We start from the raw sequence: 22293 nt of genomic DNA on the forward strand, positions 1-22293 counted from the left end.
GCCAGGTTAAAATCTGTATCCGTTACCCAAAAAAAAAGCCGCCCTTTGCGGGCGGCTGTTTTATCTGGTTGCGGGAGTGCGCAACCATCTTGACCTACGTGGTCAAAATAATCGGCAGGATAAGTTGGTTGCGGGGGCACGCAACCCTCTTAGCTTACTCCTACTAGCAACAGATATCTCGGGATGGCGTTACGTCTCTTAGCGCATTGAATGTGTTGGGAGAGTTGTTTTCGCCGCCAGACCGGGTCCGGAAAGGACCCGCTATGGCAAAAACGCTGATCAATGTACCATTTTCACTACGTCTAACATTTGAAGAGAGAGCCAAACTCGAACATGAGGCCGCCGGAATGCCGCTCGGGGCGTATATCCGCAAACAGGTCTTCGGCGAGAATGCGACGCCTCGTAAAACGCGCGGCAAACATCCCGTCAAAGACCATGTTGCCCTTGGCCGAGTACTGGGTGCGTTGGGGCAGTCCCGACTGTCCAGCAATCTCAATCAGCTTGCACGGGCCGTGAACACCGGCTCCCTGCCCGTTACGCCAGACACTGAACAATCACTTTTGGAAGCCTGCGAGGCCGTCGAAGAAATCCGCGAAGAACTGTTGAAGGCCCTTGGTGTGCGTCCAGGAGGTGCTGAATGATCCTCAAGGGCTCGGTTAGAGGAAGCGCCCGGGAACTCGCATCCCACCTTCTGAACGTCAGCGACAACGAGCACGCTGAAGTTTACGATCTGCGCGGTTTCTCAAGTGATGATCTGACCGATGCACTCATCGAGGCTGAATGTGTAGCCAAGGGTACGCGCTGCTCAAAGCACCTGTTCTCGCTCAGCCTGAACCCACCGTCCGATGTGTCCGTTTCCATCCAAGAATTCGAAGATGCGGTTGAACGCATAGAAGCTGAACTCGCACTCAAGGATTGTCCAAGAGCAATTGTGTTTCATGAGAAGGACGGAAGGCGGCATTGTCATGCGGTCTGGAGCCGGATTGATAGCCAGGAGATGAAGGCCGTCCCCATGCCGTTTTTCAAGAACCGGCTGATGGACATCTCCAGAGACCTTTATCTGGAGCATGACTGGGATATTCCATCTGGCATCCTCGACCGATCTGCAAAGAACCCGTTGAACTTCAACTTGGCTGAATGGCAACAGGCCCAACGGACCAAACAAGACCCCAGGTTGATCAAGGCCGTTCTGCGGGAATGCTGGCAGGGATCTGACTCTAAGGAAGCCTTCGAAGGTGCATTGCAGAGCTACGGTTACCATCTGGCCAAAGGAGACCGGCGGGGCTTTGTCGCCGTCGACATCCAAGGCGAAGTCTTTTCCCTCTCCAGATATACGGGCGCAAAAACCAAGGAACTCACTGGCAAGTTAGGCAATCCCTCGACACTGCCAAGCGTCGATGAGTCCAAGGCACTGGTGAATGCCCGTTGGACAGAAAAACTGCAAAACCTGTCCGAGGTTCTGGAGGCTAAACAAGATCGGCAAAGTAAGCCGATCAAAGACAAGCTCCACCAAGTCAAAAAGCGCCAACAGAAAGAACGACAGGACCTGCAGGAAGCGCAGCAAATCCGCTGGGATGAGGAGAATGAGCGGCGGGTTGAACGATTACCAAATGGCCTTGGCGGTGTCTGGAGCCGCCTAACTGGCAAATACGGCAAGATCCGGCGACAGAACGAATATGAGGCCTGGGAAGCGCACAAACGGGATGAAGCAGAAAGAAACGGTCAGATCACCAAACACCTTGAAGAACGACAGGGGTTACAAAGGTCGGCCCGCAAACTAAAGCAGCACCATCAGTTGGAACGCGCTGAACTTCAGCGCGAGATTGCTGCGAGAATGGACCCTAGCCAAAAACGGCAGCAGAGCCTGAGTAAGGATTTCAATACGCCGAGCCAATCCACCCCGCAGAAACTGCGGCGCGCTCGGGGGCTCTACCGAGGTGACGATGACCTGGAACTTGAGCCATGACTCTCGGCTCAATGCTCTCTTTTTGCAATCGTTCCTGCCAATATGGTAGAATGGAAGCATTGACTAGGTAATTATATTTTATTGAGATTTCAGAATAAGGCATGCATACGAAGGAATTCAATCATATCGCGCAGGCGCAAAGAGAGAGGACCAAGACCCAGGATCTTGAAGACTACAACAACGAGCTTCAGGGTAATGAAGTTGGACGTCAACATCGTTTCCTAAGCGCTGAGGCCTTCGACGAGATTCATTCTGCCAGAACAGGCAAGAAGAACACAAATGGCAAGCTCTCAACGCTGGAATTCCTGCTTCTCAACGATCTGGCCTATGCCCAGCTTCACCAGCAAGTGGCTGAGAACAACCGCGTGGCTCAAGCGCGATTGACAGACTTGCAGGATCGCATTGAGCGCGCCGCTGCCAAATTGGGAAGCCAGATCGAAGCAACGCTCGATCAGGCGGTAACGCTGCCCGATGGCCGCAAGGCATTTATGCGTGACGACGGCGCAGTTCTTACAACTGACGGCAAGTTGGTCGACCGGGCAATTGTGCAAGGCTTCAATTGGGACGGTCGTCCGACCTACGAGACATATCTTGAACTGGCCGAAGGGCGCACAAGGCTCGAGGAGCTCAAGACAGAAGGCGACAAACACAGTTTTCGCCTTGGGGAGATTATGGATGCTCTCGAGGACGAGGATAGCCCGCCGACGGCAAGTGAATTGCAGTCGTTAAACGACGAACAAGACAAGATCTCTGAAGCCATTGATGCGCTTGATAGTGAGGTTTCGGCCATAGATCGCAGCTTCGATAGTCAACCATCGGGCCCTCGGTCAGAGACTGGCTCATCAGTCGCGCCCGCCGCAAATCCCACCGATCTGACCTTCTAGTTTTGCCCATACTGGAACGATCCGCATTCCTTTTCCGCAATAGCCAGAATGATGGCGACCGGGTGATGGTCGGTATTCTTTTTCATGACGTCATAGATGTAGTCATTGGCGCCATCTTTGTTACGATCATACCAGTCGCCAATGCAGGTTGACTGGGTTGGGTCATTCCGGCTGGCAATCGTGTTTGCTGTGATGAGGGATATCTGAATGTAGGAAGATCGTTCTTCTTCTTTCCATTCCAGAAAGTCCTTTGACGTAAATCGCTCTTCTGCATACCCGGGCATGCAGAATGCGCAGAAAACTACGATAAAGCTTGCAAGAAATGCGCGATTTACAGCAAACATAAGGGAAGGATTTTGTTATACTTATATTGAATTAGAATTATGGAATTAATGCAGCAAGAAAGACCGCAGATATGCGGTTTTGATTTTCACCCACCACCCAAAACACCCCTTCCTGCCAACCACACAAAAGGGTTCCCTTTTGTCCATGACAGGAGGCCGATATGAACACCAATTGGCCACACTTAGAATGCACCGGTCGCAAGATCGGTTATGCCCGCGTTTCCACGTTTGATCAGAAACTCCGGATACAGCTGGACGCCCTAACCTCACTCCCCTGCGACAAGATTTACACAGACCATGGCGTGTCAGGTGCCAAGTCCGCGCGCCCCGGCCTGAACGACATGCTGAAGATACTTAAAGCTGGCGACACGGTTGTTGTGTTGAAGCTTGATCGCTTGGGGAGGTCTGTGTTGCACCTGTCGGACCTTTTGGTCCGCTTTCAACGAAACGGAATTCACTTCTGCTCTATTGCTGAGGCAATCAATACCAGCACTCCAGGCGGTAAGCTGGTCTATCATCTGTTTTCCGCGTTCGCAGAATTCCAGCGGGATATCATCATTGAGAACACCTTGGCAGGAATGGAGGCGGCGAGAAGACGAGGCAAACATATTGGGCGTCCCTATAGCCTTCTTCCGCAACAAATCGCGACGGCCCATGTGGCAATCCATCAGCAGGGCGAAGCACGTGAGAAGATTGCTGCGCAATATGGGGTCAATCCTGTAACGCTCGACCGCGCGTTCAAACGAATGGAGTTGGCCAAATGAACAAGACCATCGTAACCGATGAAGAACTTGATCATTTTATCGACGCTTTGACCCGTTTGATAGAACTGGAGCGCACTATACGGCGCTCCAGAGTGCACCTTGAGCAAACGACTGATGCGCTATTCCAGCATCAGCATCTGCCAGGTGTTCAGAACAACATTGATTAGCTGGGTATAGGCAGTGTCCAGAGATTGAATGGGAGCGCCCCGACGCTCCCATTTTTCTTTAGGCTTTCATGTCGTCCATCGGCTGGCGCATGACGATGCGGCCATTGATGGGGACGACTTCGAGCTGGATGGTGAAGCCTTTATCATCCTTGTGCTTCCAGGCAGCTCCCACCTTGTTCCAGTATGACTTTTCGCCTTTGTCGATCACGTGCCAGGCGAGATAGTCTGGTGCGTTGGTTGCGTGAGTGGGTTGGTTTTCGTTTGTGTGTGCCATGATTTTCTCCTTTTGGTTCGGTTTGGCTTGTCTACGCCTTCCCTAAAGACCGGGCGGAGAAGGGCTGCGGTCATGTCCAACACGGGTGAGTTTTTGGGCGAACCGGCGCGGGCAGGCACTTGACGGCAGTCCACGTTCGGTCAGGAAGACAGCGTTAAAGACGAGCTCCACCGATCCAACAGAAGATCTCTGGCCTCTTAATTCACTCGAAAACCAATCCATCCAAACACCGTTCCGTTTCTCTGCACCTGTCCAATCGGGTCTAAGGCTTGCTGAGATCTGGCATGGACTGCCCGGCTTGATGACAAGGAAAGGCAAAGCCTTCCTGCTCCACGAAGATTGTTGCGCCCCAAATGGGTGTCTCTCCGTTCAGCACATGCGCACTTCCAAGCCAAGACGACCCGGATGGTTCGGGTCAGAAGCAAAACGGAGGTTGTTATGAACGGATGGATTGGAAGAGATGAACTGAAGAGGCTACGGGATCATGAGTTATTTGGATTGCAAAAGCTGCTTTATCGGGCACTAACCTACCCCAATACTGAGGCTGTAGACTTGCCAGCAATTCGCGCGACGCTGGCCGCAATTGAGGCCGAGTTGGGGTGGCGCTGCCATGCCCCGTCTCCTGCGCCTTAGCGGGGAAGGGTGAGCCGATTTTGGCCGATCAAACGGACAAAATCGGCTCAAAATTCCAAGGGTCTTTGCCCCCGCTACGGGACAAGGGGATCCGAGGCTCAGGCGGAGCCTTGCGCCCGCACCATCCCCCTGCGCTCATTCGCTTTCCCGCGCCCCCACATTCGCCATGGGGCAGAAGGGCAATAAACTTGCCCTTCGAATACTAAGGCAGATTGAATGGGAAAATATAAAAGTCTAAATAATGTAGGAATATTTACTTATTAAATGAAGATAGTTTATTTATATAATACATAACATATGAAATAAGTTTTCGACAAAGAAAGTAATCATGTTTGATTTGACGCCACTAAATCAATAGTTCAGGCGATTTTTAGTATTGTGCACTCTGACGGCTTCATCATCGACCGCGCGGGTAATGTTGATAATTTCTATGGTGTGAAGTTCGACGATCTGCAGAAACGCGCAAGAAAACTGAACCGGATGAAACGAAGAAAGCGATTCAATTCATTCAGCGTTTTTCAGTATATACGAACGCCGCCGACTAGCTTGTCATCTTCAAAAAACATTTGAATGGATTTGGGTAGCCGAGATTTATCGAAACAATCCAGATCAGCAAGCACGCTTTCCAAAACCTCATGGGTGTTATCCAATTCAGGTACCCGTTCAATGAAGATTTTGCCGGTATAAATCTGTTTTCCCATCGTATCGATAAAGCCGCCTGACATTGCGTGATATTGATCGCCTTGCCGTTCATTGTCGCTTAGCATCGTGAGATGAATAGCTGATTTAGAGCTTTCCGCACTCAAGAGGAAAATGAATTCCTTTTTTCGAAAAGCGAACCCTTGAAATCTGATGGATTTTGCTTCTCTTCCTTCCTGCTTTTTGATGGCGTTCACTTCCTCATAGATGATTTTTCCTGTTTTATGATCGCCCCAAATCCGTATCGCTCCGCAAATGTATTTTCCTGGATGCGTCAGCGTCGGTCGGTAAACACGAAAAATTCCAGGCAGGTCATTTAGAAGATTTGCTGTTGTCAATTCCGGTACGTCTAGGAATTCAAGCATCGAGAAAAAAATTGGGTCTTCAATGCCCGAGACGAATGCTCGGTTGGCTGTTCGCTCGTTCCATGCGTTGTGAGAATCAAGGTAGTTATAAATTAGGTTGAGTTGTTCATCATTCGGAGCAACTGAATTTGGTTTGGAAACAAACCTCCTAAAATAATCGTAATTCATCACAGAATCATCAGGCCGTTGCGGCGTCTGATTATCTCGAAACTGCTCAAGTTCATCCAATATCTTGGGCCAACTTAAGTTACTTAGCTTTTTGAAGTTATTTATTTTTTCGGAAATTAATTTAACATGTTGCTTGTTTGCTCCAGACAGCGGTGAATACAAGCCTGTCGGAATCAACTGATCAGTGTTCACAATTCTTCTCCTTTTCTCACATCTTGGCCATTTACGTTCACGTAAGGTTATGAGACCGTGTATACACTGGTATACGCAATGACGCCAACACCAGCACCCTCGGAAAAATGGAGAAAATCATGAGTACACGCAATCTGATTGGAACCGCTTCTGATTTTTCGGAAGCCTTTGGACGATTAGTCATCAACTACGCAGAAGGAATCACCGCCATGAGTGACCAAGCGGATTACTCGATAGAAAACGGCATTGGAGACGCCTCTAAGGCTCATATCCCAATCCTTTCGAAAACATGCATTCCCATCCACATGGAGGCCCATTATGGAGCTAGCCATTTTGACTGGCGCAGTCGCACTCGCATACATGGATGCTGCAATTGAAGCTTACGGACATCAAAATTGGAAACACTTCGTTCGAGAAACTGTAATTTCAATTCTGTATTTCACAATGAGCGGAATGAAAGCGGTACCATACCTGACAACGACAGCAGCGATGACGATATAGAAGGAAGTCAACGCAATTAGGCCCGGCGAAAAATTGCCGGGCCTAATTTATTGAAACAGATCAAGCTGCGCGGGCATTGAATCTAGCTTCTGCAGATGGATGAAGTCATTCAGCAGATGGGAGAATTTCAGGCTTATGGCGACGTGCACATCATCGCAGCTTCGTGGGCTGGCTTCGGGTTGGTGGTTTTCCCTGTACGCCGACAGGTTCCTTACGGCTTCGCGATAACCGCTCATGTCCCTGCCCAGATCTTCCATGATATCGCTGCGGACTTTCGAAAGCGCTGCCGTGCGTTTGGGCTCGGGCAATCTGTGCGCAGCATCGATTTCTTCCACCCTGTAACCACGCCGCTCAAAACGCTCTGCATAGGCGTTGATTTGCTTCAAGGTCGGGCGCTTGCCGCCGAGCAAATAATACCAAGGATGTCCGGCGGAATATCCGCGGCATTTCAATTCTGCTTCCAAGGTTTCTGTCTGTATCATGATCCCCTCCCCTACGCGCAGCGATAGATGAGGGTTTCACCAGCGATCACCGTCTCGGTGTAATCCACCGACAGGTCACGGGCGATGGCATCAAAATCAAGATAGTATTGCAGGCGCTCGGGGGTCTCACCGAACAGACCTTCTTCGACAAACTGCTCGGCCAATTCGCGCATGCTGGACACATAGTAGATGTCCATATCCACGCCGCCGATATCACCAAGAACGCTTTCGATGTCGTAGCCGCATTCACCAACGGCCAAAATCACCGTTTTCTTTTCGTCTTCGTCCAGTTCATCAACAGCACTGAAATAGCTTTCCAGATTGGCTTGATTGATCCCGTAGGCCTTGGCGAGTTCGCAATCGATGTCATCGCCATCGATGAATTGAATCTCGAATTCTTCGACGGGGTGCCTGTAGCTGTTAACGGCCTTGGCTGCCTTGGTTTGATAGTCTTCAAAATCAGAAAAATAGAAGCCTTGTGCCGAGATATCGTAAGGCTGAGCAAAGAGATAAATCATCCAAATCAAAAGTGGGTTGTTCATGCAACCCTGCTTCCGGTCGAGGATGGAGATGGGAGGGGACAAGGAAAATCGATGCTGGGTGGTGCGGGCGCAGGCAAAGCCGAGCCACGGCCAGTGTCTATTTTCCTTGCGGGGAGAAAGAGGCAAAGCCTCTTGGCTTTCCCGATAAAGGGAAGTGCTGCTAGGCAGCTCAAAACTCATGCGTCAGGGATGGAAGCCAAAGGGCCGAGACGACAGGCTCGGTTCACGACAGCCCGCTCGGACGGCAAGAAAGAACCGGCCATCAAAGCGGCCAAAACTTCCTAAAAATTGAGATTAGGAGACTGTTTTTATTGCAGAATAATTGAACGTACGACCGGCCAATTAACGGTCATGCTCTTATGCATTTGTGTGTGTATGACCTTGGAGTGAGGCTATCAGCAGATCGACCAACGCGGAGCGTTGATCCGGGCTCAGCTTATCGAGATTGCGTTGCCGCCAACGTACTGCTGGAAGATCAGATACGTGTGCGATCTTCAATAGTTCCCAATTCGGTTCGCCGCGCTCAAAGCCGATTAAAAATTCACGGTGGCGATCCGGCATTTCGCCGATCAACTTCTCAATCATTTCATTTTGGGTTTCGATCAGCTCTTCGATTGGCACATCCTCTTCCGTCATCCCTTCGAAGCCATTGCGGTATTCGTTGGCCAGGTCTTTAACGCGACCGGAAAGCACCTCGCCCATGGGGCGGTTGTGGCTGAGCAGATAGACAAGGAAGGCTTCGCGTAGCTCGTCGGTCAGTCCCTCATTGGCAAGGAGGTCTCGAACGTCAAAAAGATCGCGCGGATGCTGACGATCTAATGCTGCAACCAGCTTGCCGGCATAAAGGTCTGCGAAAGACACAACGTTTGTTTCCGCGTAACCAAATGCTTCCTCTACTGCTTCGGTGACCGCGATCGTGGATGGCTCATGGACGACGCCGCGCAGTACCGGCGAGACTTCAATTTTCACCTGTGTCCCATCTGCAATGACTAGAAGGCGCAGGATTGTTCGCTCGCTGACATTCTCTGTAACCCGTGCGCCGGGCAATTCCTCTAACGCTGCCGCTTTGATCCGTTTCATGGCTGCGTCAATTTCAGCCAGGGCTTTTGGTCTGTCATGCATTGGCAGATACATGAGGTCTATATCCACCGAAAGACGTGGCAGGTTCCGAACGAAGAGATTGATGGCTGTGCCGCCTTTGAGCGCGAAGCAGCTTTCTTTTGCCACGATGGGCAGAAGACGCATGAGGAGCCGAACCTGACTTTGGTATTGATTATGAAACGGCATCGAGGTCCTCCGGAACAGTTATCAAGTAGACCGGGTCAAGCTTCCCTCCGGGAACAAGCATGCGTTTGCCCTTCCCGAGATCGATTGTGTCTTTGTCCAGTCGCTTGAGCCACGCATGACGATGGCGATCCGCAAAGAAAAAGAACAAGCGCTTCACCTTCACGCTATCGCAATCGACAAGCAGCTTTTGCAATCGTCTTGGGCTGAAATTTACTGCGCTCTGCATTATCATATCGGCTTGATGGAAACTCTCATGCTTCGGCAATTCATCGAGCATTTCCAGATAGGCGCGCTCTGGCTGTGAGAGCGTCAGGGGCCAATCCCACTGTCCCCACGTGATCATGGACAGACTACCGCCCTGAAAGCGGCTCTGATCACGTCCGTTTCCATCCGCTATATTCCAGGCAAGACTTCCCAGCCCGAATGTGATGGGATCATTCCGGAATAGCGTTGTGCTGTTGTGATAGACAAAGCGCTGGGGAAGGTTCAGCTTTTTTAGCCAGGCGGGTGGCTTCTTCGGCCCGTAGAGATGAACAGTCTTAGTCTCGTGCGAGAGGTAGTGTGCAAATCCCTGTAGTTCCAGCGCTGTGCGCCCACCCACGATGAGCGGCGTTCTCAGTAGCAAGGTCTGGAGAGATATAACGACTTGTTGCCAACTTAGACTACCGCGTGGTCGCCTATAGACGCTGCGAACGGGTTGTTCCAGCCATCCGCTTTTGACGTAGTAAGCGCGCAGATTGCTGGCTATGCCGCGCTCTTCCAGCCAAGCGGCATCAACGACCAACCCTTCAGGCAGGTCTTTTTCAAGTCGGTTTAGTAATGAGGAACTATGCTCAGCCATACTGAGTATAATACAATATTTTCAAACCATATTCAAGTTTGAAAATCTATGAAAAAGCTCAACATGCCTGAGTAAATTGGAAGAAACACAAACTACCCTTCCACGCCTATGGGCCTCACACCGCGCAAGCGCTTATGCTGGTGCGCGCGCTCAATGAAGATGAGGCGCTCACTTTTATCTGTGACACGCTATCTAACGACGATCATCTCTTCCAAGCGGATAAACTGGCACGGGCCGCCGTCGATGAAGCCGACAAATTATGGGAAACCATTGCAGAAGCAAAAGCATTTCTGCATCCGGAAAATCTGGTGAAACTCACGGGATGGTCTAATGATTTTCGCTCCGGCGCGCCGTTTTTGTTCGAGTTCCGGCGGGAACATCCGGCAAGATTCGGGGCTCGCAAGCGTGGAATAGGAAGCGCAAAAACCCGATATATTCCAATCCCGCAAAAACTAAGAAGCCAATAGGAATTTTCCGTCTTGAAGGCAGTGCATGGTCATTTTCCCGCATTCTCGGCAGCCTGCCGAACCCAGGATGAAAAGTTAGCACCGCCATTATTTGCGACGTAACAATAATCGCTAGCATAGTCGCTGAGCGGTACAACTGAGAGCGACGTCGGAGGCACCCAATAGTTTGGAAGCGTTACGGCTTGCGTATAGTCCATGTAGCGCACCCATTTCCCATTGTTCTTTTCGGCGAGAAGGACCCGTCCGTCAGCCAATTTATACGTTCCCATAAATGCCAAAGGATTGGGTCCGGCAGCAGAAACATAACCTTGTTGGTTTTTCATTGCATTTATCCGGACAACGAGAAGGCCATTTCCTTTAATAATACTACGGGCGATTTCATAGCGAACCCAGCGCCGGGCAAAAGTTTGGGTTCCAGCAAGGATGCAGGTAACGGACGTGTTCTTGATGCCCTCGCGGATCAAATTCTTTAATGAATCGTCGCTCGTGCGCTTTGAACTTTCCCAGATACTCCCGTCAAAGAACCCCTCTGCTTCACGCTGGTTTTCATGTTGGCGGCGCCAGGAATTCCTCACCTGATTTACGGGCCATATGTCGTTTTGATAATGGAAAGAGAAAAACACGCGCCGTTTTTGCGGCTGCAATCCAAGAAGCGACGAGGCCAATTGCATCTATGCGCCCTTTAAAATCAGATAAACGACAAGGCCGAATGAAACCAGAATTGCCACATAAAAGAGGCTAACCGACCAAGAAAGAGCGATATAAAAAACTGGCCCTATATCCTTCATGAATGGAGCGGCGTTCAAGCTGTAGGCATCGATTTTTTCGCCCTTTCGCACATGGTCATAAAGATTGCGATAGGCTCGCTCATATCTGAGATATTGCGCATCCATCAGCCAGAAAATAAGGATAGGGACTATCGCCGCAATCGCATAATAAACTGATGGATTTGCACTGCTTGCCGTAACCGCAACGGCGGCACTGCCAAATGTTGCTGATAAGGCTTTGAGCGAAAAAGAATTTGCCCCCATGCGCGAAATCACTCCCTGCAACATGGTGAGATGCGCGATGCGAATGCTTTCGCCTTGATCTTGCGTACCCGTCATCTCTTACCTCTCGATATGCCTACTATAATTGATTCTATCGCAGATTGTAGATGGCGGTCGCCAAGTAGAGGTCGGACGATTCATTGTCTCGATGGTAGAAACCCTATTGGGGATCAATCGGCCAGGCGATTGTGCATGGTTCGGTGCGGGTGGAGAGGCATTGTCTCCAAGTCCTGCGAGTGGGTTCAGGGCGGCACGATAGCCTCCTGATCGATGGGTGCAGGGAGAGCGACATCTCCTGCGCGTGATCCACCGGCAAGTCGGTGGCGGCATTCAATCCGCGCAGGGTTGGTCTCAATGAAATTGCCATGGGGGTCTTGGGGGAGCTTGGAGGCTACTTCCCAAGTGGTGGTGCAGCGGCCAAAAGGCTGCGAGTGATGGAACGGCGATACGTTCTGCTGGCTCTGAAATGGGTTCAATGCCCAGAAAGAGCCAATGGCTGGGGGAATGCAAACGGGGGGGCGCCGCGCCCCCTTTGCCAAGATTGGTTTGTACTACAAACCACATCTTGCCTTCGTTATTAGCAGTGAATCCAAATGACTGGAATGGGGCCGGGAGGGGACTGACGGCTTCTGAATGCTATTTCATCGAAGCGGAAATTCATCTAGACCAAGCTCAATGTGGCTTTCGGCCCATTGCGGACCTCCGTCACCTCGTCGAATGCTGCATGCAGCTTCCCTAGACCAGCCATTCGTCGATCTTGCGTCATTTCGAAGGTGGCAACGGCTGCAATGCGGAGAGGCTGTGTGAAAACCCCATGATTTAGCTGTTGGTGGTATAATTCCCTGAGATTGAATCGGGGATTTTGGATGACGCGGTTTATCGAAGGTGCGGATCGATCGCAGGTGACGTTGTTGCCTGAATGTCTGGACGATTACGTCGATGGGGATAATCCGGCGCGGGCCATTGATGCCTTCGTCGAGATGTTGGATTTGGCAGCGCTCGGGTTCGATACCGTTCCTGAAGTGACGGGTCGCCCCGGTTACCATCCGGACGTGATGCTGCGCATTTACATCTACGGCTATGTGAACCAGATCCAGTCATCACGGCGGTTGGAGCGTGAATGCGGTCGCAATCTTGAACTGATCTGGCTGACGGGTCGATTAAAGCCGGACTTCAAGACGATTGCCGACTTCAGGAAAGATAACGGCTCGGCAATCCGCAAGGTCTGCCAGCAGTTTGTCGCTCTGTGCCGTGGCCTTGATCTACTGGACAGTCCTCTGGTGGCGATTGGCGGCAGCCGGTTCAAGGCGGTGAACGCCAAGGCGAAGAGCTTCACGCGCGAGAAGCTGCGACGCAAGCTGGGCGAGATCGATGCGGCCATCGAGCGGTACCTGGCCGAGGTTGAGCGGGCCAGTGAGGCGCTGGACAAGACTGGCTGGACCGTTCCCACGTCACGCCTGACCCGTACCGTTCGCAAGCTGGCCCATCTGAAAAAAGAAGCCGACCGTTTGAGGGCCGTGGAGCAGCACATGGATGCGACCGGCGATACGCAGGTCTCGCTCAGCGACCCGGATGCCAGAGCCATGGCAACCACCGCCCGCATGCCGCGAGTCGTGGGCTACAATGTGCAGAGCGCCGTTGAAGCCAAGCACCACATCATCGTCGCTCACGAAGTCACCAATCACGGCTATGACCGTGACGCCCTGTCGATGATGGCCGTGTCAGCGCGTGATGCAATGGCGGTCGATTAGATCGAAGTCATTGCCGATAAGGGCTACTACAAGGGCGAGGAGATCGTCGCCTGCGAAGCCGAAGGGATCACCGCCACAGTCGCCAAACCCATGACCTCCGGCGCGACCGCCAAGGGTCGGTTCGATCGGGCCGACTTTGTCTATGATGGCGAAAGGAACGTCTACGTCTGCCCTGCTGGCCAGGACCTGACCTACCGCTTTACCAACCAGGAAACGGGCAAAACCCTCCACTCATACTGGTCCAGCTTCTGTTGCGATTGTGTCATCAAAGACAGATGCACGCCATCAAAGGAGCGTCGCATTCGCCGTTGGGAACATGAGGCCGTTCTGGAGCGCATGCAGAAGCGCATCGATGATAGCCCGGATCGGCTGGCGATCCGCTCCATGACCGTGGAGCACCCCTTCGGGTCCATCAAATCATGGATGGGCGCAACCCACTACAAAATGAAGACGCTCAAACACGTCGCCACCGAGACGGCACTGCATGTACTAGCGTATAACTTCAAGCGGGTCATCAATATCATCGGCATTCCAGCGATGATCAGGGCCATCGCGGCGTAGTGCCTCCCAGTCGTGCACTCATTCGACAGAAGATCGGGCCAAAAACTCCAAAATCATTCCCTCAAGCCGTAAACCGCCTCAGATCCGGTTTTTGCCAACCCCGGGGGCAAAACCCCCAAATCCATCCGGAAATTTAAATCATCTGCTCAGAACCAGTGTTTTCACACAGCCTCCGGACGAAGCGGACCTTGGGTCAAGGTCCGCTTTGAAGTTCCTGACCAGTCGTGAATTTTTACTATTCAGCGAACTTGCAAACCATTCGCTGCAAACCTGCGACGTAAAGTATCCGCAACCGAAGATTTCTTCATCGCTGCATGATTTCCGCTATCCTTTTTCGCCAATCGGTGGCCTCAAAAACAGATCCAACGGCGACGCCACTGGCACCGGCGTACATCAGGTTTTTCACATCAAGACCCGAGCGGACATTCCCGCTTGCTACAAGAAAGGGACGATCTCCAATCAAAGCACGCACGCTACTGACCGTTTCTACCTTCAGCCGCGATTCACGGCAGAACAGATAAAAAACATCTGTGAATTGGATCGTCCAAGGGTCATGGAGAACGCTGGAAATCTCGTCTTCTGCAGTCTCTTTCGCGGCGACATAAAGCATTGATGTCAAATCTATTCCCACTGGTAGGGCGACAGAAGATATTCCGCGTCCCACGCGATCTGCTGGTTCTCTGTTGATCCGGCGACATGTGCGAAAATGCGGATCTTTGGAGGAAATGACGCGGCTCATGATAACCCACGAGGTTTCCTGCTGGGCCCGGAAACCCGTTCGGCGAGTGGGGCGAAAATGCTCAACGATCCGCAGGCCCGTTTGCTGCTTGAGCGCTGTGACAAGGGCTGGCATGACACGGTTATAGCGTTCATCATCCGTGCTCGCTAATACGATCTGCTCGAAGCCCAAACCGCGTAAGAATTTTGCCCGGATCAGGATTTGCGTCCTCTGCAGTCGAAAGGGATCCAAAACCGGGATCAAGGGCGTCCACGTTGCTGCTCGCAGCGGGTGATGATAGTTCAAGTGACGCACTAGACCGACCCCGCGGCGACCGCTTTTTGCAACCCACGTATGATGGCGGAACGGTCACCAAAAACGCGCGACCGCAGTCTGGCTTGGGCAGCGACCATGTCGCTTTGCGCCTGAGGCTTTCCTAGAACCTCGGAAATCCTTAGACCAAGGTGATTCCAGTCTCCCGCAACAGCGCCAATGCCTTCCCGAATCACGAAACTCGGAATCCATTCTTCCATCGGCAAGCCAGAGCGGTAAACGACCAAAGGGATGCCTAGTTCGATGACTTCAAAGACGGTGTTTGGTCCGCTCTTCGTGACTAGAACCCGGTCTTTGGCTGCGCGCATCCGATCCAAGAGCGCCAAAAACGCGTGATGCGACAGGCCCGGATAGACCGTCACATGCATCGGCGGGAAACGCGCCTCGGGCAGCGCAGCATTCCAATCCCTCTTGTCGCCCGCATGGGTGATGAGAACGATCTCAATCGCGCGCTCAGTGGGCAGGCTCTGGATAAGGGTCGAAACAGAATCCGGCACGGCCGACGGCGAATAGATCAAAAGGATCGGGGTATCAGCAGACGCACCAGATTGCGTGACGATCATCTGAGCACGGTTGAACGGCATTTCAATGCTGGGCCCAGTCACTGAAATCGTCTCAGGTGCCACGCCCAGCTGCGTCAAGCGCTCGGCAGTTCCCTCCAGCGGGACGCAGGTGGCATGAGCATCGAGGCAGCGGTGGAATGGAAGACCCAAAAGCCCGGGATTGGTGATCCAGTTAGTCACTTGAGCACGCCCTGTGGCCATGGCCAGCCGCGCAAGGAGCCCTTTGGTAGCGATGACCTTGCTGTCAGCGTTGGCCAGTCTGTCGGTCAAACGCTTTGCGGGTTCGTGCAAAGCCTGTTGGTCGGGCCATAAGCCCACCCTTGCTGTGATGTCCCGCGTGAGGGAATGGTAATCGCGGGCGACACTCGCGGCATCGAGCGATGCACTCAGTTCAGAAATGCGGCGGCCCCAATCAGCAAATTCCGGCCAGACCTCCTCTCCCGAGCACAGATCGATCTCGATCTCTGGCCAGGCTTCTCGCAGACGTCTCGCCAGACCAAGGGCGGCGTTTGCGTTGCCCAGAAGGCCCCAGCTTTCGGCGTACAAGATCAACAGGGAATTCATATCAGAACCCATCCAGAATCATATCCACCCCGAGTGTACGTCGCAATTTGTCGAGCTTGGTCAGTGCGCTACGCCCAAACTGCTTTTCAAAGAAAGTCGGGCAGGTCGGATGCGGGCCGTGAAGATATTGCCTGCCACCAACTTCTAGTGCCTTGGCCCGCAAGGCATCAAGGGAAGACGACACTTGTTCAGATTGGGACCGTTCCAGCGTGATGTAGGTGCCGAGCGATGCCGAGGTCCATTCCCCTGCAAGTGGCAGAAGCGGAAACTGCGAAGCACTAGCTGTCGCTTCTGCGTCAAACACCATCGCGTTGAAGACTTGAAACGCACCCGCAACATGCGCTCGGTCGGAAAACTCTGCCTGCAATTCATCTAAGCGCTCGAGTGGGACCATGAAATCAACCCAGAGGCGCGTTACATCTTCGAGGCGCAGGCCCTTAGACATCAGCCAACGCGCCTCAGTGTCCTGATAGGCCGTTTCCCTCGCGTGCATCTCTGAGTGCAGATCAATCGGTAAGTCCGATCTCTCTACCTTGGCCTGGAAGCTTTGAACACGCCATTTCTTAAGGTCGGTGCTGACCAGAAGCACTGCGCCCGATGGCCCGTCTATTAAATCCTGCGCAATTTGCTGAAGCGGGCGGGTGTCTTGGTCCTCTAACTTGACAAATTCCGGCACTGTCGGATCTAGTAGAAATTTCGCTTCGATGATGGGTCCCAATGCGCCTAAGCTTCCGGGCATCATCGCAAACACGCCGTGAGGGTCGTCATCGCGAGCCGCGCGCAGGACACCTTTGGTTGGCGTGGCAATTGCCACTTCCTCCAACGCCGCAAACAGCCCTCCGCGGCGAAGAGAGGCAGGTCCAAATCCACCCGCAGCCAGAGCGCCTCCCAGTGTCGCCTTGGGGCTGCTGGGCAAGACCGGCAGCCATGCTTTAGCCTGTCGCAAGCACGCGGCAACATCCTTGAGGCGCGTGCCGCCGCCGGCGATCAGATACCCTGCCTCGACACGCAGCTCGTTAAAATCTGTCAACTGAATTTGCACCGGTTCCGCTATGCTGCGCCCATGGGTTGAACACCCCCCACCACGTAAACACGCCCGTGTCCTTCCTTCCACAAGGTGACGCATGAGATCGACGAGGGCCGAAGGGTTCGACGGCACATAGCATTGTAGTTTCTCGGCCGTAGGTACCAGCGCGTGATCGGAGCGGGATGGCTCGCTATTCAGGGCCTCGGTGGTTAAGCTCAAAGCACATCTTGCCACTTGCGTGCGATACGATTCACTTCCGGTGAAATATCAAACGCAGGTGGGTAATGTATCAGGATCTGCTGTAGTTCTTCACGAATGCGACCGAGCCGTTCACGCACCGCTTTGCGTTCGGCCTGATCGTCCTCAATCATCGCAAAAAGATTGCTGTCGCGTTCACCAAGCGCATGCCAATCGCGGATGTCGTCGCCGACCATGTAAATGACCCCCACCAAATTCATCGCGCGCGCCGCTTGCTCTTCGGGTGCTTGGAGCGACCGCGCCGTGCGCGCGCCGAGACGGGCATAAAATTCCATCATGCCACCCGCTTTGGTTTCCGCACCTCGAAACCAATCCTCCGTCCCATCAATCGTGATACGGGGTTCTTGCACGACGTAAGACCAGATCTTCTGCCAAGCCTGCAACGCAAACTGCCCCGCGCCATCATCCATCGGAAGGCGAGCCAAGGCGTGCTGTATCAACACATGTCCTAAGGCCAAATCAGCATTTGGCACATCCTGATCCTCATCGATCACATCATCCAACAGCTTCACGCCAACCGCATGTAAGCAATAGCAGATCCCATGATGCGCCCGCTCCTTTTCATTGCCGATCCAAGCTGACGAGAAATAAGGCACCCGCGGATAGCCCTTCATCTCCAGCACGTAGTTCAAAAGATTTTCCGACGCGCCATGATCTCTTAGGATCTGCCGCGTTTCCGATTGAATTACATCTTGACTACGTGTCCACTCTTCTGAAAATCGAGCCTCCGATACAGCTGCAAGCATATCAACACCATTGTTTAGACGAGCCCAATTCAATGCACTCATTTCAATCTCGAAATATTATGAACACAGGCTCAAAACTTGCGCAAGTTTTACAAGCGGCGCGTGAAATGGCGCGGCCCGGCACCACGTTGCAGGCGATCGAGAACGCTGTTCGCACGTGGCTTGCAGACGCAGACCTGGTGCCTGAGAACCCTCAGGTTTTGGGATTTCGCCATGCGGCATCTTTTGGGTTGAATGCAATCATTGGTGGTATTCAGAATCTCGAGGTCCAGATCGCCGACGAGGATTTGCTCACCATCGATGTGGCGGCGCGCGACGCGTCTGGATACATTGTTGATGCGTCTGTCACCTGTCGCGCTGGGTCTCAACGCTCGGGGGATCTTGGCACTTTGGCAGAGGAGGCTACTCTCGCAGGCGTTGCGGCGGTCCAGCCCGGGCGCGGCCCCCGAGATGTCTTGGACGCGATCAGCGCTTTCCTGGAAGGGAAGGACGCCGTGCTTGCCCCGATGCCCTTCCTGCATGGCATCGGTGCGTCCTTACACGTCGATCCCTGTGCGGGTACGGAGGAACCGGGCGACGCGCGTTTTCTCGTGGGTGATGTCTTGGCGATCGAGCCTGTGCTCTTGGCGCGGCCCGGACGGCTGACGTGGGATGTCACGGGGTGGGAGGTTTCCGCCGCCAACGGCGCAGATACAGCCTTTGTCGAACACACGGTGGTGGTGATCGAAGAAGGCGCCCAGATTTCAACCCTTGGCCCGCGCCATGGATGATCTGACCACCAATTTCTGCGGGCTAGAGAGAAAATCGCCACGAAAAGTAACGCGCTTGAGAAGCATTTCACAGGCCTCGAACATCATTGGAACGTGCCGCGCGGCCAAAGAAAGCGTCAACCTGCGCGGTGCCGGACATGGCAGCGGAGATCGCAACATTGGCTCAGGCCATCTTATGCTTAACTCGCTTCCCTCGCGCATGACCCGTTTGGATGACAGCTGCTATTGCGTTTCGTCCAGCATGCGGTGGATAGAGTTAGAGCGGGCGCTGAACAACGATGGGCGTGCCGCGCCGGTTTTGACCAATTGGCCGGATGTCACGATCGGCGGCACTCTTGCCGCCGGCGGATTCGGCAGCGCCAGTTTGAACTTCGGATCGCAAGTCGATTGGGTCGAACGAATACACGTTGTTTTGCCTAATGGCTCGGCAGTCTGGATCGGCAAGGACGACGCGCGCTTTCCCCTCATGCTCAGCGCTCAGGGCATTCATGGATTTGTTGCGGAAGCCGAGATTGCGACCCGTGCCTGCCCCACCTCATGGCACTGGTCGCGCTACGGATTTGACAGCTTAGAGTGCTGGTGCGACGCGATCACAGAGGTAATTTCTCAGAAACCCTCAGATACAACACACCTCGTTGCGCAGGGTCGTTGGGAGGGTTTTGAGATTACCATGGCTACGGGCGAAGGGCACGACCTCGCCTTGCAGGGTATTCCCCCTTGCCAGTGGGAGCTTGACCACGAGTCTTGGCGGGAGGGCTTACTGCAGCGGCAGTTTGAGCAGGAGGTCGTGAACCCGTGGGCCGATTATGTGCTGCCTGCCTCCTACCTCGGGCATTTCCTGTCCCGCCTGTTCTCAGATTTGGCGGAGGAAAAGATGCAGCAGGGTGCCTTTCCAAGGTTTCGAATTTTGTTTGTCGATCCTTGTCGAGCGCCTCCAGCGACTGCCTCTTTTGCCCCACATAAGGGCGCGTACTCCCTTTTGGCGGGCGTGGGCGTTTACTTTGTGCTACCGCGCACCGGGGTCGAAGAGATTGCCGCAGCGCGGCGTGTTCTGGCGCGATCCTTGGCTTTGTGTGGAGATCTCAACGGACGCCCATACCTCCCCGGATGGCACGAAATGGAAGAGGCTGAAATGCAGCGCTTCTATCCCAATGCCATTTCAAAAAGCCGCGAACTAAAACGCCGCAACGATCCGGATGACCTGTTCAATCCCGGAATGAGACCGGCATTCTGACAGCGAACTATAGTCTATGTGCGCGGCTGCAAACGCAGGCTCAGGGCCAAGCGGGGCTCATCCGAGAGATTGGGAAAACTGCCATGAATGGTGAGTGCCGAATGCAACGAAATTCCTCCAAGCGGAATTTCCGCTGGCGCGAGTTCAGCATCATCCGGAAGGGTGACATGCCGAACACCGGCTGACGTTTCATGAGTCTTCGGCCCTCGTTTATGGCTGCCAGGCATGTAAAACAGCGTTCCAGTTTCGATATGCGCGTCAGTAAAAGGCAGCCAAACTGTATATCCCTGTTCTGCCGCCTCCTGACCATCATATGCAGCATCCTGATGAGGGCGGATCGGCGCACCGTGCTGCTTGGGTTTCAAAATGGCATTGGCAAAGGTGAACGAGACATCCTGTCTCAGCACGGCGGCGCAACGCTCCTCAATCATTTGCAAGAGCACTTCGTCGTAAAAACCAGGTACAAGCTTGTCGATCCGATTAAGCTCAACTGCGCCACCTGCGGTCGGGCTCAGTTCCTTCCTGAAAAAATCCGGGAGGTCTTCATATCGGTCGAAGTATCGCAATATCTTATGACCGAGACACCGTAAAGCGTCTCGCTTAACAACATTTCTAAGAATGACAAAACCGTCCGTTTCAAGCAGCTCTTGAGACACCTCCGATGTGTCAGATCCGATCAGGGTTTGTATCTCCGGTCCATGATTTCTCCGATGTACTCCTGAAGTCCAGAGGCCGCATGCGCCAAGGCAATGTCCGCACGCCACGCTTCTCCGTCTGTTGTAACCTTATCCATCTGTGACACGCGGAACTCAGAGATCCTTGCCTGGATATCGTTATAAAGTCCAACCATGAACACAGCGTGTTCTTTCGGAAGGTCAGGATAACGTTTTAGCAGATCTTCAGTGGAGTGCGCGGGATGCATAGTAAAAATCTCCTATATGGTTTGATTATTTGGGTTGATTGTGCACAGGAAACCTAAAATAATCAACCAGCATGCTAGTGCTCCTTCCATAATCGCAGGCACGTCTGAAAGTCAGTGGACCCGCAGCCAATGAAGAAAGCGCATTCCCTGATCAGGGCGAGCCAGGCGTCGACCCTTTCGGTGTTGTCATATCTGCGCGAACGGGTGCGCCGCAAAGGTATGTTGGATTCCGCCAGCTCCGTCGCGCGTCGGTTCAATCTGCCCACGGTATCTCGTTTTCTGACCGAAATCGCCCGCCACCGGCACGCCCGCGCCGGCCAAGTCGCCCCCTTCCGTGTAATCCAAATCGAGACGTTGGGATATTGCAATCTCAGCTGCAGCTTTTGCCCAACCAACCAGATCAAGATGCCCAAGGGGCGCATGACGGATGCGCTGTTCGACCGCCTGATCGGACAACTCAGCGAATTCGACGGAACGATTGGTCTATATCTTCGAAATGAACCCCTTCTGGACAAACGCATGGTGCGCTTTGCCCGCAAGGCGCGATCTGAGACGCGCGCGCGTATAGTGATTCAGACTAACGGCGTGCTCTTGACCGAAGAACTGGCCGGTGACTTGTCAGAAGTGGCGCACATTCAGGTCAATGATTATTCGGGCGGGAAAGAGCTTCGCCGCCTTGCCCCGGTGATGAAACGCTATGGCATCATTGGTATCGGTCGCTCAAATCCGCGCGGTCTGTCCAACCGGGCGGGCAACCTTCCGGGGGCTGGCACATTGACACAACCGCTGAGCACATTCTGCGTCCGTCCGTTTGAACAACTTTACGTCGCCTTTGACGGTCGCGTCGTTCTTTGCTGTCAGGACTGGAAGCTCGAAGAGGAAATGGGTAATGCCAACTACATGACCTTGGCGGATATCTGGAAGGTTGAGGACTACCGGTTAAAGCGCGCAGAACTGCTCGATAGGCGTCGGCGCAACCTATGCGCGGCTTGTGATTTCCCCGGAGTGTGATGATGCACACCCCTGCGTTCCCCCGTTCCTTGCGACTCTTATTGAAACTACTCCGGTATGGCGTGAAAACGGGGTATTCCTACACATCCCCAAAACCAAGTGTGCTGGCCGATGCATTCGCGCGCGGTCCAGATGCGTGCCGATGGAAGATTGGTGAGCGCAAATCTGTGATCGTGCTCCCCTCAACCTGTCTGCGCTGCGACCCCCAAA

At 53.3% G+C, this 22293-nt stretch carries 25 protein-coding genes and 1 pseudogene; 11 read left to right on the plus strand and 15 right to left on the minus strand.

The window, feature by feature from the left end:
• Positions 1–263 precede the first annotated feature (263 nt).
• The 3 genes from WNZ15_RS25860 to WNZ15_RS25870 all read left to right on the plus strand — a co-directional run bounded on the left by WNZ15_RS25860 (position 264) and on the right by WNZ15_RS25870 (position 2850).
• Positions 264–641 carry a hypothetical protein gene (locus tag WNZ15_RS25860; protein ID WP_342895936.1) on the plus strand — a complete coding sequence of 126 codons (378 nt, stop codon included), beginning with the start codon at positions 264–266 and terminating at the stop codon, positions 639–641.
• On the plus strand, positions 638–1966 hold the full coding sequence (locus tag WNZ15_RS25865) for a relaxase (protein WP_342895937.1): 1329 nt from the start codon (positions 638–640) through the stop codon (positions 1964–1966). The genes WNZ15_RS25860 and WNZ15_RS25865 overlap by 4 nt, the downstream gene beginning before the upstream one ends.
• A gap of 101 nt (positions 1967–2067) precedes the next feature.
• A complete protein-coding gene (locus tag WNZ15_RS25870) occupies positions 2068–2850 on the plus strand; it encodes a hypothetical protein (RefSeq protein WP_342895938.1) in 783 nt (260 codons plus the stop codon).
• Here WNZ15_RS25870 and WNZ15_RS25875 read toward each other — a convergent pair.
• Positions 2847–3194, minus strand: a complete 348-nt coding sequence (locus tag WNZ15_RS25875) for a hypothetical protein (protein ID WP_342895939.1) — start codon at positions 3192–3194, stop codon at positions 2847–2849. The genes WNZ15_RS25870 and WNZ15_RS25875 overlap by 4 nt on opposite strands.
• 161 nt (positions 3195–3355) lie before the next feature.
• On the opposite strand from WNZ15_RS25875, the gene WNZ15_RS25880 reads away from it, so the two are divergent.
• On the plus strand, positions 3356–3958 hold the full coding sequence (locus WNZ15_RS25880; protein WP_342895940.1) for a recombinase family protein: 603 nt from the start codon (positions 3356–3358) through the stop codon (positions 3956–3958).
• Positions 3955–4125 carry a hypothetical protein gene (locus tag WNZ15_RS25885; RefSeq protein ID WP_342895941.1) on the plus strand — a complete coding sequence of 57 codons (171 nt, stop codon included), beginning with the start codon at positions 3955–3957 and terminating at the stop codon, positions 4123–4125. The genes WNZ15_RS25880 and WNZ15_RS25885 overlap by 4 nt, the downstream gene beginning before the upstream one ends.
• A gap of 58 nt (positions 4126–4183) precedes the next feature.
• Here the strand turns inward: WNZ15_RS25885 and WNZ15_RS25890 are convergent, their stop codons facing one another.
• Positions 4184–4399, minus strand: a complete 216-nt coding sequence (locus WNZ15_RS25890; RefSeq protein WP_342895942.1) for a hypothetical protein — start codon at positions 4397–4399, stop codon at positions 4184–4186.
• 1151 nt (positions 4400–5550) lie between these two features.
• Positions 5551–6456 carry a hypothetical protein gene (locus WNZ15_RS25895; RefSeq protein WP_342895943.1) on the minus strand — a complete coding sequence of 302 codons (906 nt, stop codon included), beginning with the start codon at positions 6454–6456 and terminating at the stop codon, positions 5551–5553.
• A 119-nt stretch (positions 6457–6575) separates the two neighbouring features.
• Here WNZ15_RS25895 and WNZ15_RS25900 point away from each other — a divergent pair, with 119 nt between their 5' ends.
• Positions 6576–6833: a hypothetical protein gene (locus WNZ15_RS25900; RefSeq protein WP_342895944.1), complete on the plus strand. Its 258-nt coding sequence runs from the start codon at positions 6576–6578 to the stop codon at positions 6831–6833.
• Positions 6834–7004: 171 nt separating this feature from the next.
• Here WNZ15_RS25900 and WNZ15_RS25905 read toward each other — a convergent pair whose 3' ends face one another.
• From WNZ15_RS25905 to WNZ15_RS25920, 4 genes are all read right to left on the minus strand, one after another.
• Positions 7005–7439: a hypothetical protein gene (locus WNZ15_RS25905; RefSeq protein ID WP_342895945.1), complete on the minus strand. Its 435-nt coding sequence runs from the start codon at positions 7437–7439 to the stop codon at positions 7005–7007.
• An 11-nt stretch (positions 7440–7450) separates the two neighbouring features.
• Positions 7451–8161, minus strand: a complete 711-nt coding sequence (locus WNZ15_RS25910; RefSeq protein WP_342895946.1) for an antirestriction protein ArdA — start codon at positions 8159–8161, stop codon at positions 7451–7453.
• A gap of 177 nt (positions 8162–8338) precedes the next feature.
• Positions 8339–9268, minus strand: a complete 930-nt coding sequence (locus WNZ15_RS25915) for a nucleotidyl transferase AbiEii/AbiGii toxin family protein (RefSeq protein WP_342895947.1) — start codon at positions 9266–9268, stop codon at positions 8339–8341.
• Positions 9255–10109, minus strand: coding sequence for a type IV toxin-antitoxin system AbiEi family antitoxin domain-containing protein (locus WNZ15_RS25920; RefSeq protein ID WP_342895948.1), 855 nt, complete (start codon positions 10107–10109; stop codon positions 9255–9257). The genes WNZ15_RS25915 and WNZ15_RS25920 overlap by 14 nt, the downstream gene beginning before the upstream one ends.
• A gap of 134 nt (positions 10110–10243) precedes the next feature.
• On the opposite strand from WNZ15_RS25920, the gene WNZ15_RS25925 reads away from it, so the two are divergent.
• Entirely contained in the window at positions 10244–10576 is a 333-nt protein-coding gene (locus WNZ15_RS25925; protein WP_342895949.1) for a hypothetical protein, read from the plus strand.
• 29 nt (positions 10577–10605) lie between these two features.
• Here WNZ15_RS25925 and WNZ15_RS25930 read toward each other — a convergent pair whose 3' ends face one another.
• Both WNZ15_RS25930 and WNZ15_RS25935 read right to left on the minus strand, forming a co-directional pair.
• Positions 10606–11247, minus strand: a complete 642-nt coding sequence (locus tag WNZ15_RS25930; RefSeq protein WP_342895950.1) for a TIR domain-containing protein — start codon at positions 11245–11247, stop codon at positions 10606–10608.
• The gene (locus WNZ15_RS25935) at positions 11248–11682 is read right to left on the minus strand and encodes a hypothetical protein (RefSeq protein ID WP_342895951.1); all 435 of its coding nucleotides are present in this window, start codon (positions 11680–11682) and stop codon (positions 11248–11250) included.
• An 809-nt stretch (positions 11683–12491) separates the two neighbouring features.
• Here WNZ15_RS25935 and WNZ15_RS25940 point away from each other — a divergent pair.
• Positions 12492–13937 (plus strand): annotated as a pseudogene (locus WNZ15_RS25940) (IS1182 family transposase).
• 304 nt (positions 13938–14241) lie between these two features.
• On the opposite strand, the gene WNZ15_RS25945 reads toward WNZ15_RS25940, so the two are convergent.
• The 4 genes from WNZ15_RS25945 to WNZ15_RS25960 are packed head-to-tail and all read right to left on the minus strand — an operon-like array spanning position 14242 to position 18188.
• Positions 14242–14961, minus strand: coding sequence for a hypothetical protein (locus WNZ15_RS25945; protein ID WP_342895952.1), 720 nt, complete (start codon positions 14959–14961; stop codon positions 14242–14244).
• Positions 14962–14969: 8 nt separating this feature from the next.
• The gene (locus WNZ15_RS25950; protein ID WP_342895953.1) at positions 14970–16127 is read right to left on the minus strand and encodes a hypothetical protein; all 1158 of its coding nucleotides are present in this window, start codon (positions 16125–16127) and stop codon (positions 14970–14972) included.
• Complete coding sequence (locus WNZ15_RS25955) at positions 16117–17376, minus strand: FAD-binding protein (protein ID WP_342895954.1); 1260 nt, start codon at positions 17374–17376, stop codon at positions 16117–16119. Before WNZ15_RS25955 ends, WNZ15_RS25950 begins: the two co-directional genes overlap by 11 nt.
• Complete coding sequence (locus WNZ15_RS25960; protein ID WP_342895955.1) at positions 17358–18188, minus strand: hypothetical protein; 831 nt, start codon at positions 18186–18188, stop codon at positions 17358–17360. Before WNZ15_RS25960 ends, WNZ15_RS25955 begins: the two co-directional genes overlap by 19 nt.
• Before the next feature lie 17 nt (positions 18189–18205).
• Between WNZ15_RS25960 and WNZ15_RS25965 the strand changes: the two genes are divergently transcribed.
• Entirely contained in the window at positions 18206–18916 is a 711-nt protein-coding gene (locus tag WNZ15_RS25965; protein WP_342895956.1) for a M24 family metallopeptidase, read from the plus strand.
• The gene (locus tag WNZ15_RS25970; RefSeq protein WP_342895957.1) at positions 18909–20150 is read left to right on the plus strand and encodes an FAD-binding oxidoreductase; all 1242 of its coding nucleotides are present in this window, start codon (positions 18909–18911) and stop codon (positions 20148–20150) included. The genes WNZ15_RS25965 and WNZ15_RS25970 overlap by 8 nt, the downstream gene beginning before the upstream one ends.
• Before the next feature lie 14 nt (positions 20151–20164).
• On the opposite strand, the gene WNZ15_RS25975 is transcribed toward WNZ15_RS25970, so the two are convergent.
• A complete protein-coding gene (locus WNZ15_RS25975; RefSeq protein ID WP_342895958.1) occupies positions 20165–20914 on the minus strand; it encodes a phytanoyl-CoA dioxygenase family protein in 750 nt (249 codons plus the stop codon).
• Positions 20827–21072, minus strand: a complete 246-nt coding sequence (locus WNZ15_RS25980; RefSeq protein WP_342895968.1) for a hypothetical protein — start codon at positions 21070–21072, stop codon at positions 20827–20829. The genes WNZ15_RS25975 and WNZ15_RS25980 overlap by 88 nt, the downstream gene beginning before the upstream one ends.
• 129 nt (positions 21073–21201) lie before the next feature.
• Between WNZ15_RS25980 and WNZ15_RS25985 the strand changes: the two genes are divergently transcribed.
• Positions 21202–22083, plus strand: coding sequence for an SPASM domain-containing protein (locus WNZ15_RS25985; protein ID WP_342895959.1), 882 nt, complete (start codon positions 21202–21204; stop codon positions 22081–22083).
• Positions 22084–22293: the final 210 nt, after the last annotated feature.

Source organism: Roseibium sp. AS2 (assembly GCF_038900065.1).
GTDB lineage: Bacteria > Pseudomonadota > Alphaproteobacteria > Rhizobiales > Stappiaceae > Roseibium.

Bases quoted from the DNA above. Each gene is read 5' to 3' on its own strand.
- WNZ15_RS25880 (WP_342895940.1), top strand. From the start codon at position 3,356: ATGAACACCAATTGGCCACACTTAGAATGCACCGGTCGCAAGATCGGT.
- WNZ15_RS25935 (WP_342895951.1), bottom strand. From the start codon at position 11,682: ATGACGGGTACGCAAGATCAAGGCGAAAGCATTCGCATCGCGCATCTC.
- WNZ15_RS25870 (WP_342895938.1), top strand. From the start codon at position 2,068: ATGCATACGAAGGAATTCAATCATATCGCGCAGGCGCAAAGAGAGAGG.
- WNZ15_RS25960 (WP_342895955.1), bottom strand. From the start codon at position 18,188: ATGAGTGCATTGAATTGGGCTCGTCTAAACAATGGTGTTGATATGCTT.
- WNZ15_RS25965 (WP_342895956.1), top strand. From the start codon at position 18,206: ATGAACACAGGCTCAAAACTTGCGCAAGTTTTACAAGCGGCGCGTGAA.
- WNZ15_RS25900 (WP_342895944.1), top strand. From the start codon at position 6,576: ATGAGTACACGCAATCTGATTGGAACCGCTTCTGATTTTTCGGAAGCC.
- WNZ15_RS25925 (WP_342895949.1), top strand. From the start codon at position 10,244: ATGCTGGTGCGCGCGCTCAATGAAGATGAGGCGCTCACTTTTATCTGT.
- WNZ15_RS25985 (WP_342895959.1), top strand. From the start codon at position 21,202: ATGAAGAAAGCGCATTCCCTGATCAGGGCGAGCCAGGCGTCGACCCTT.
- WNZ15_RS25875 (WP_342895939.1), bottom strand. From the start codon at position 3,194: ATGTTTGCTGTAAATCGCGCATTTCTTGCAAGCTTTATCGTAGTTTTC.
- WNZ15_RS25930 (WP_342895950.1), bottom strand. From the start codon at position 11,247: ATGCAATTGGCCTCGTCGCTTCTTGGATTGCAGCCGCAAAAACGGCGC.
- WNZ15_RS25980 (WP_342895968.1), bottom strand. From the start codon at position 21,072: ATGCATCCCGCGCACTCCACTGAAGATCTGCTAAAACGTTATCCTGAC.
- WNZ15_RS25885 (WP_342895941.1), top strand. From the start codon at position 3,955: ATGAACAAGACCATCGTAACCGATGAAGAACTTGATCATTTTATCGAC.
- WNZ15_RS25950 (WP_342895953.1), bottom strand. From the start codon at position 16,127: ATGGGTTCTGATATGAATTCCCTGTTGATCTTGTACGCCGAAAGCTGG.
- WNZ15_RS25890 (WP_342895942.1), bottom strand. From the start codon at position 4,399: ATGGCACACACAAACGAAAACCAACCCACTCACGCAACCAACGCACCA.
- WNZ15_RS25970 (WP_342895957.1), top strand. From the start codon at position 18,909: ATGGATGATCTGACCACCAATTTCTGCGGGCTAGAGAGAAAATCGCCA.
- WNZ15_RS25910 (WP_342895946.1), bottom strand. From the start codon at position 8,161: ATGAGTTTTGAGCTGCCTAGCAGCACTTCCCTTTATCGGGAAAGCCAA.
- WNZ15_RS25865 (WP_342895937.1), top strand. From the start codon at position 638: ATGATCCTCAAGGGCTCGGTTAGAGGAAGCGCCCGGGAACTCGCATCC.
- WNZ15_RS25915 (WP_342895947.1), bottom strand. From the start codon at position 9,268: ATGCCGTTTCATAATCAATACCAAAGTCAGGTTCGGCTCCTCATGCGT.
- WNZ15_RS25905 (WP_342895945.1), bottom strand. From the start codon at position 7,439: ATGATACAGACAGAAACCTTGGAAGCAGAATTGAAATGCCGCGGATAT.
- WNZ15_RS25920 (WP_342895948.1), bottom strand. From the start codon at position 10,109: ATGGCTGAGCATAGTTCCTCATTACTAAACCGACTTGAAAAAGACCTG.
- WNZ15_RS25860 (WP_342895936.1), top strand. From the start codon at position 264: ATGGCAAAAACGCTGATCAATGTACCATTTTCACTACGTCTAACATTT.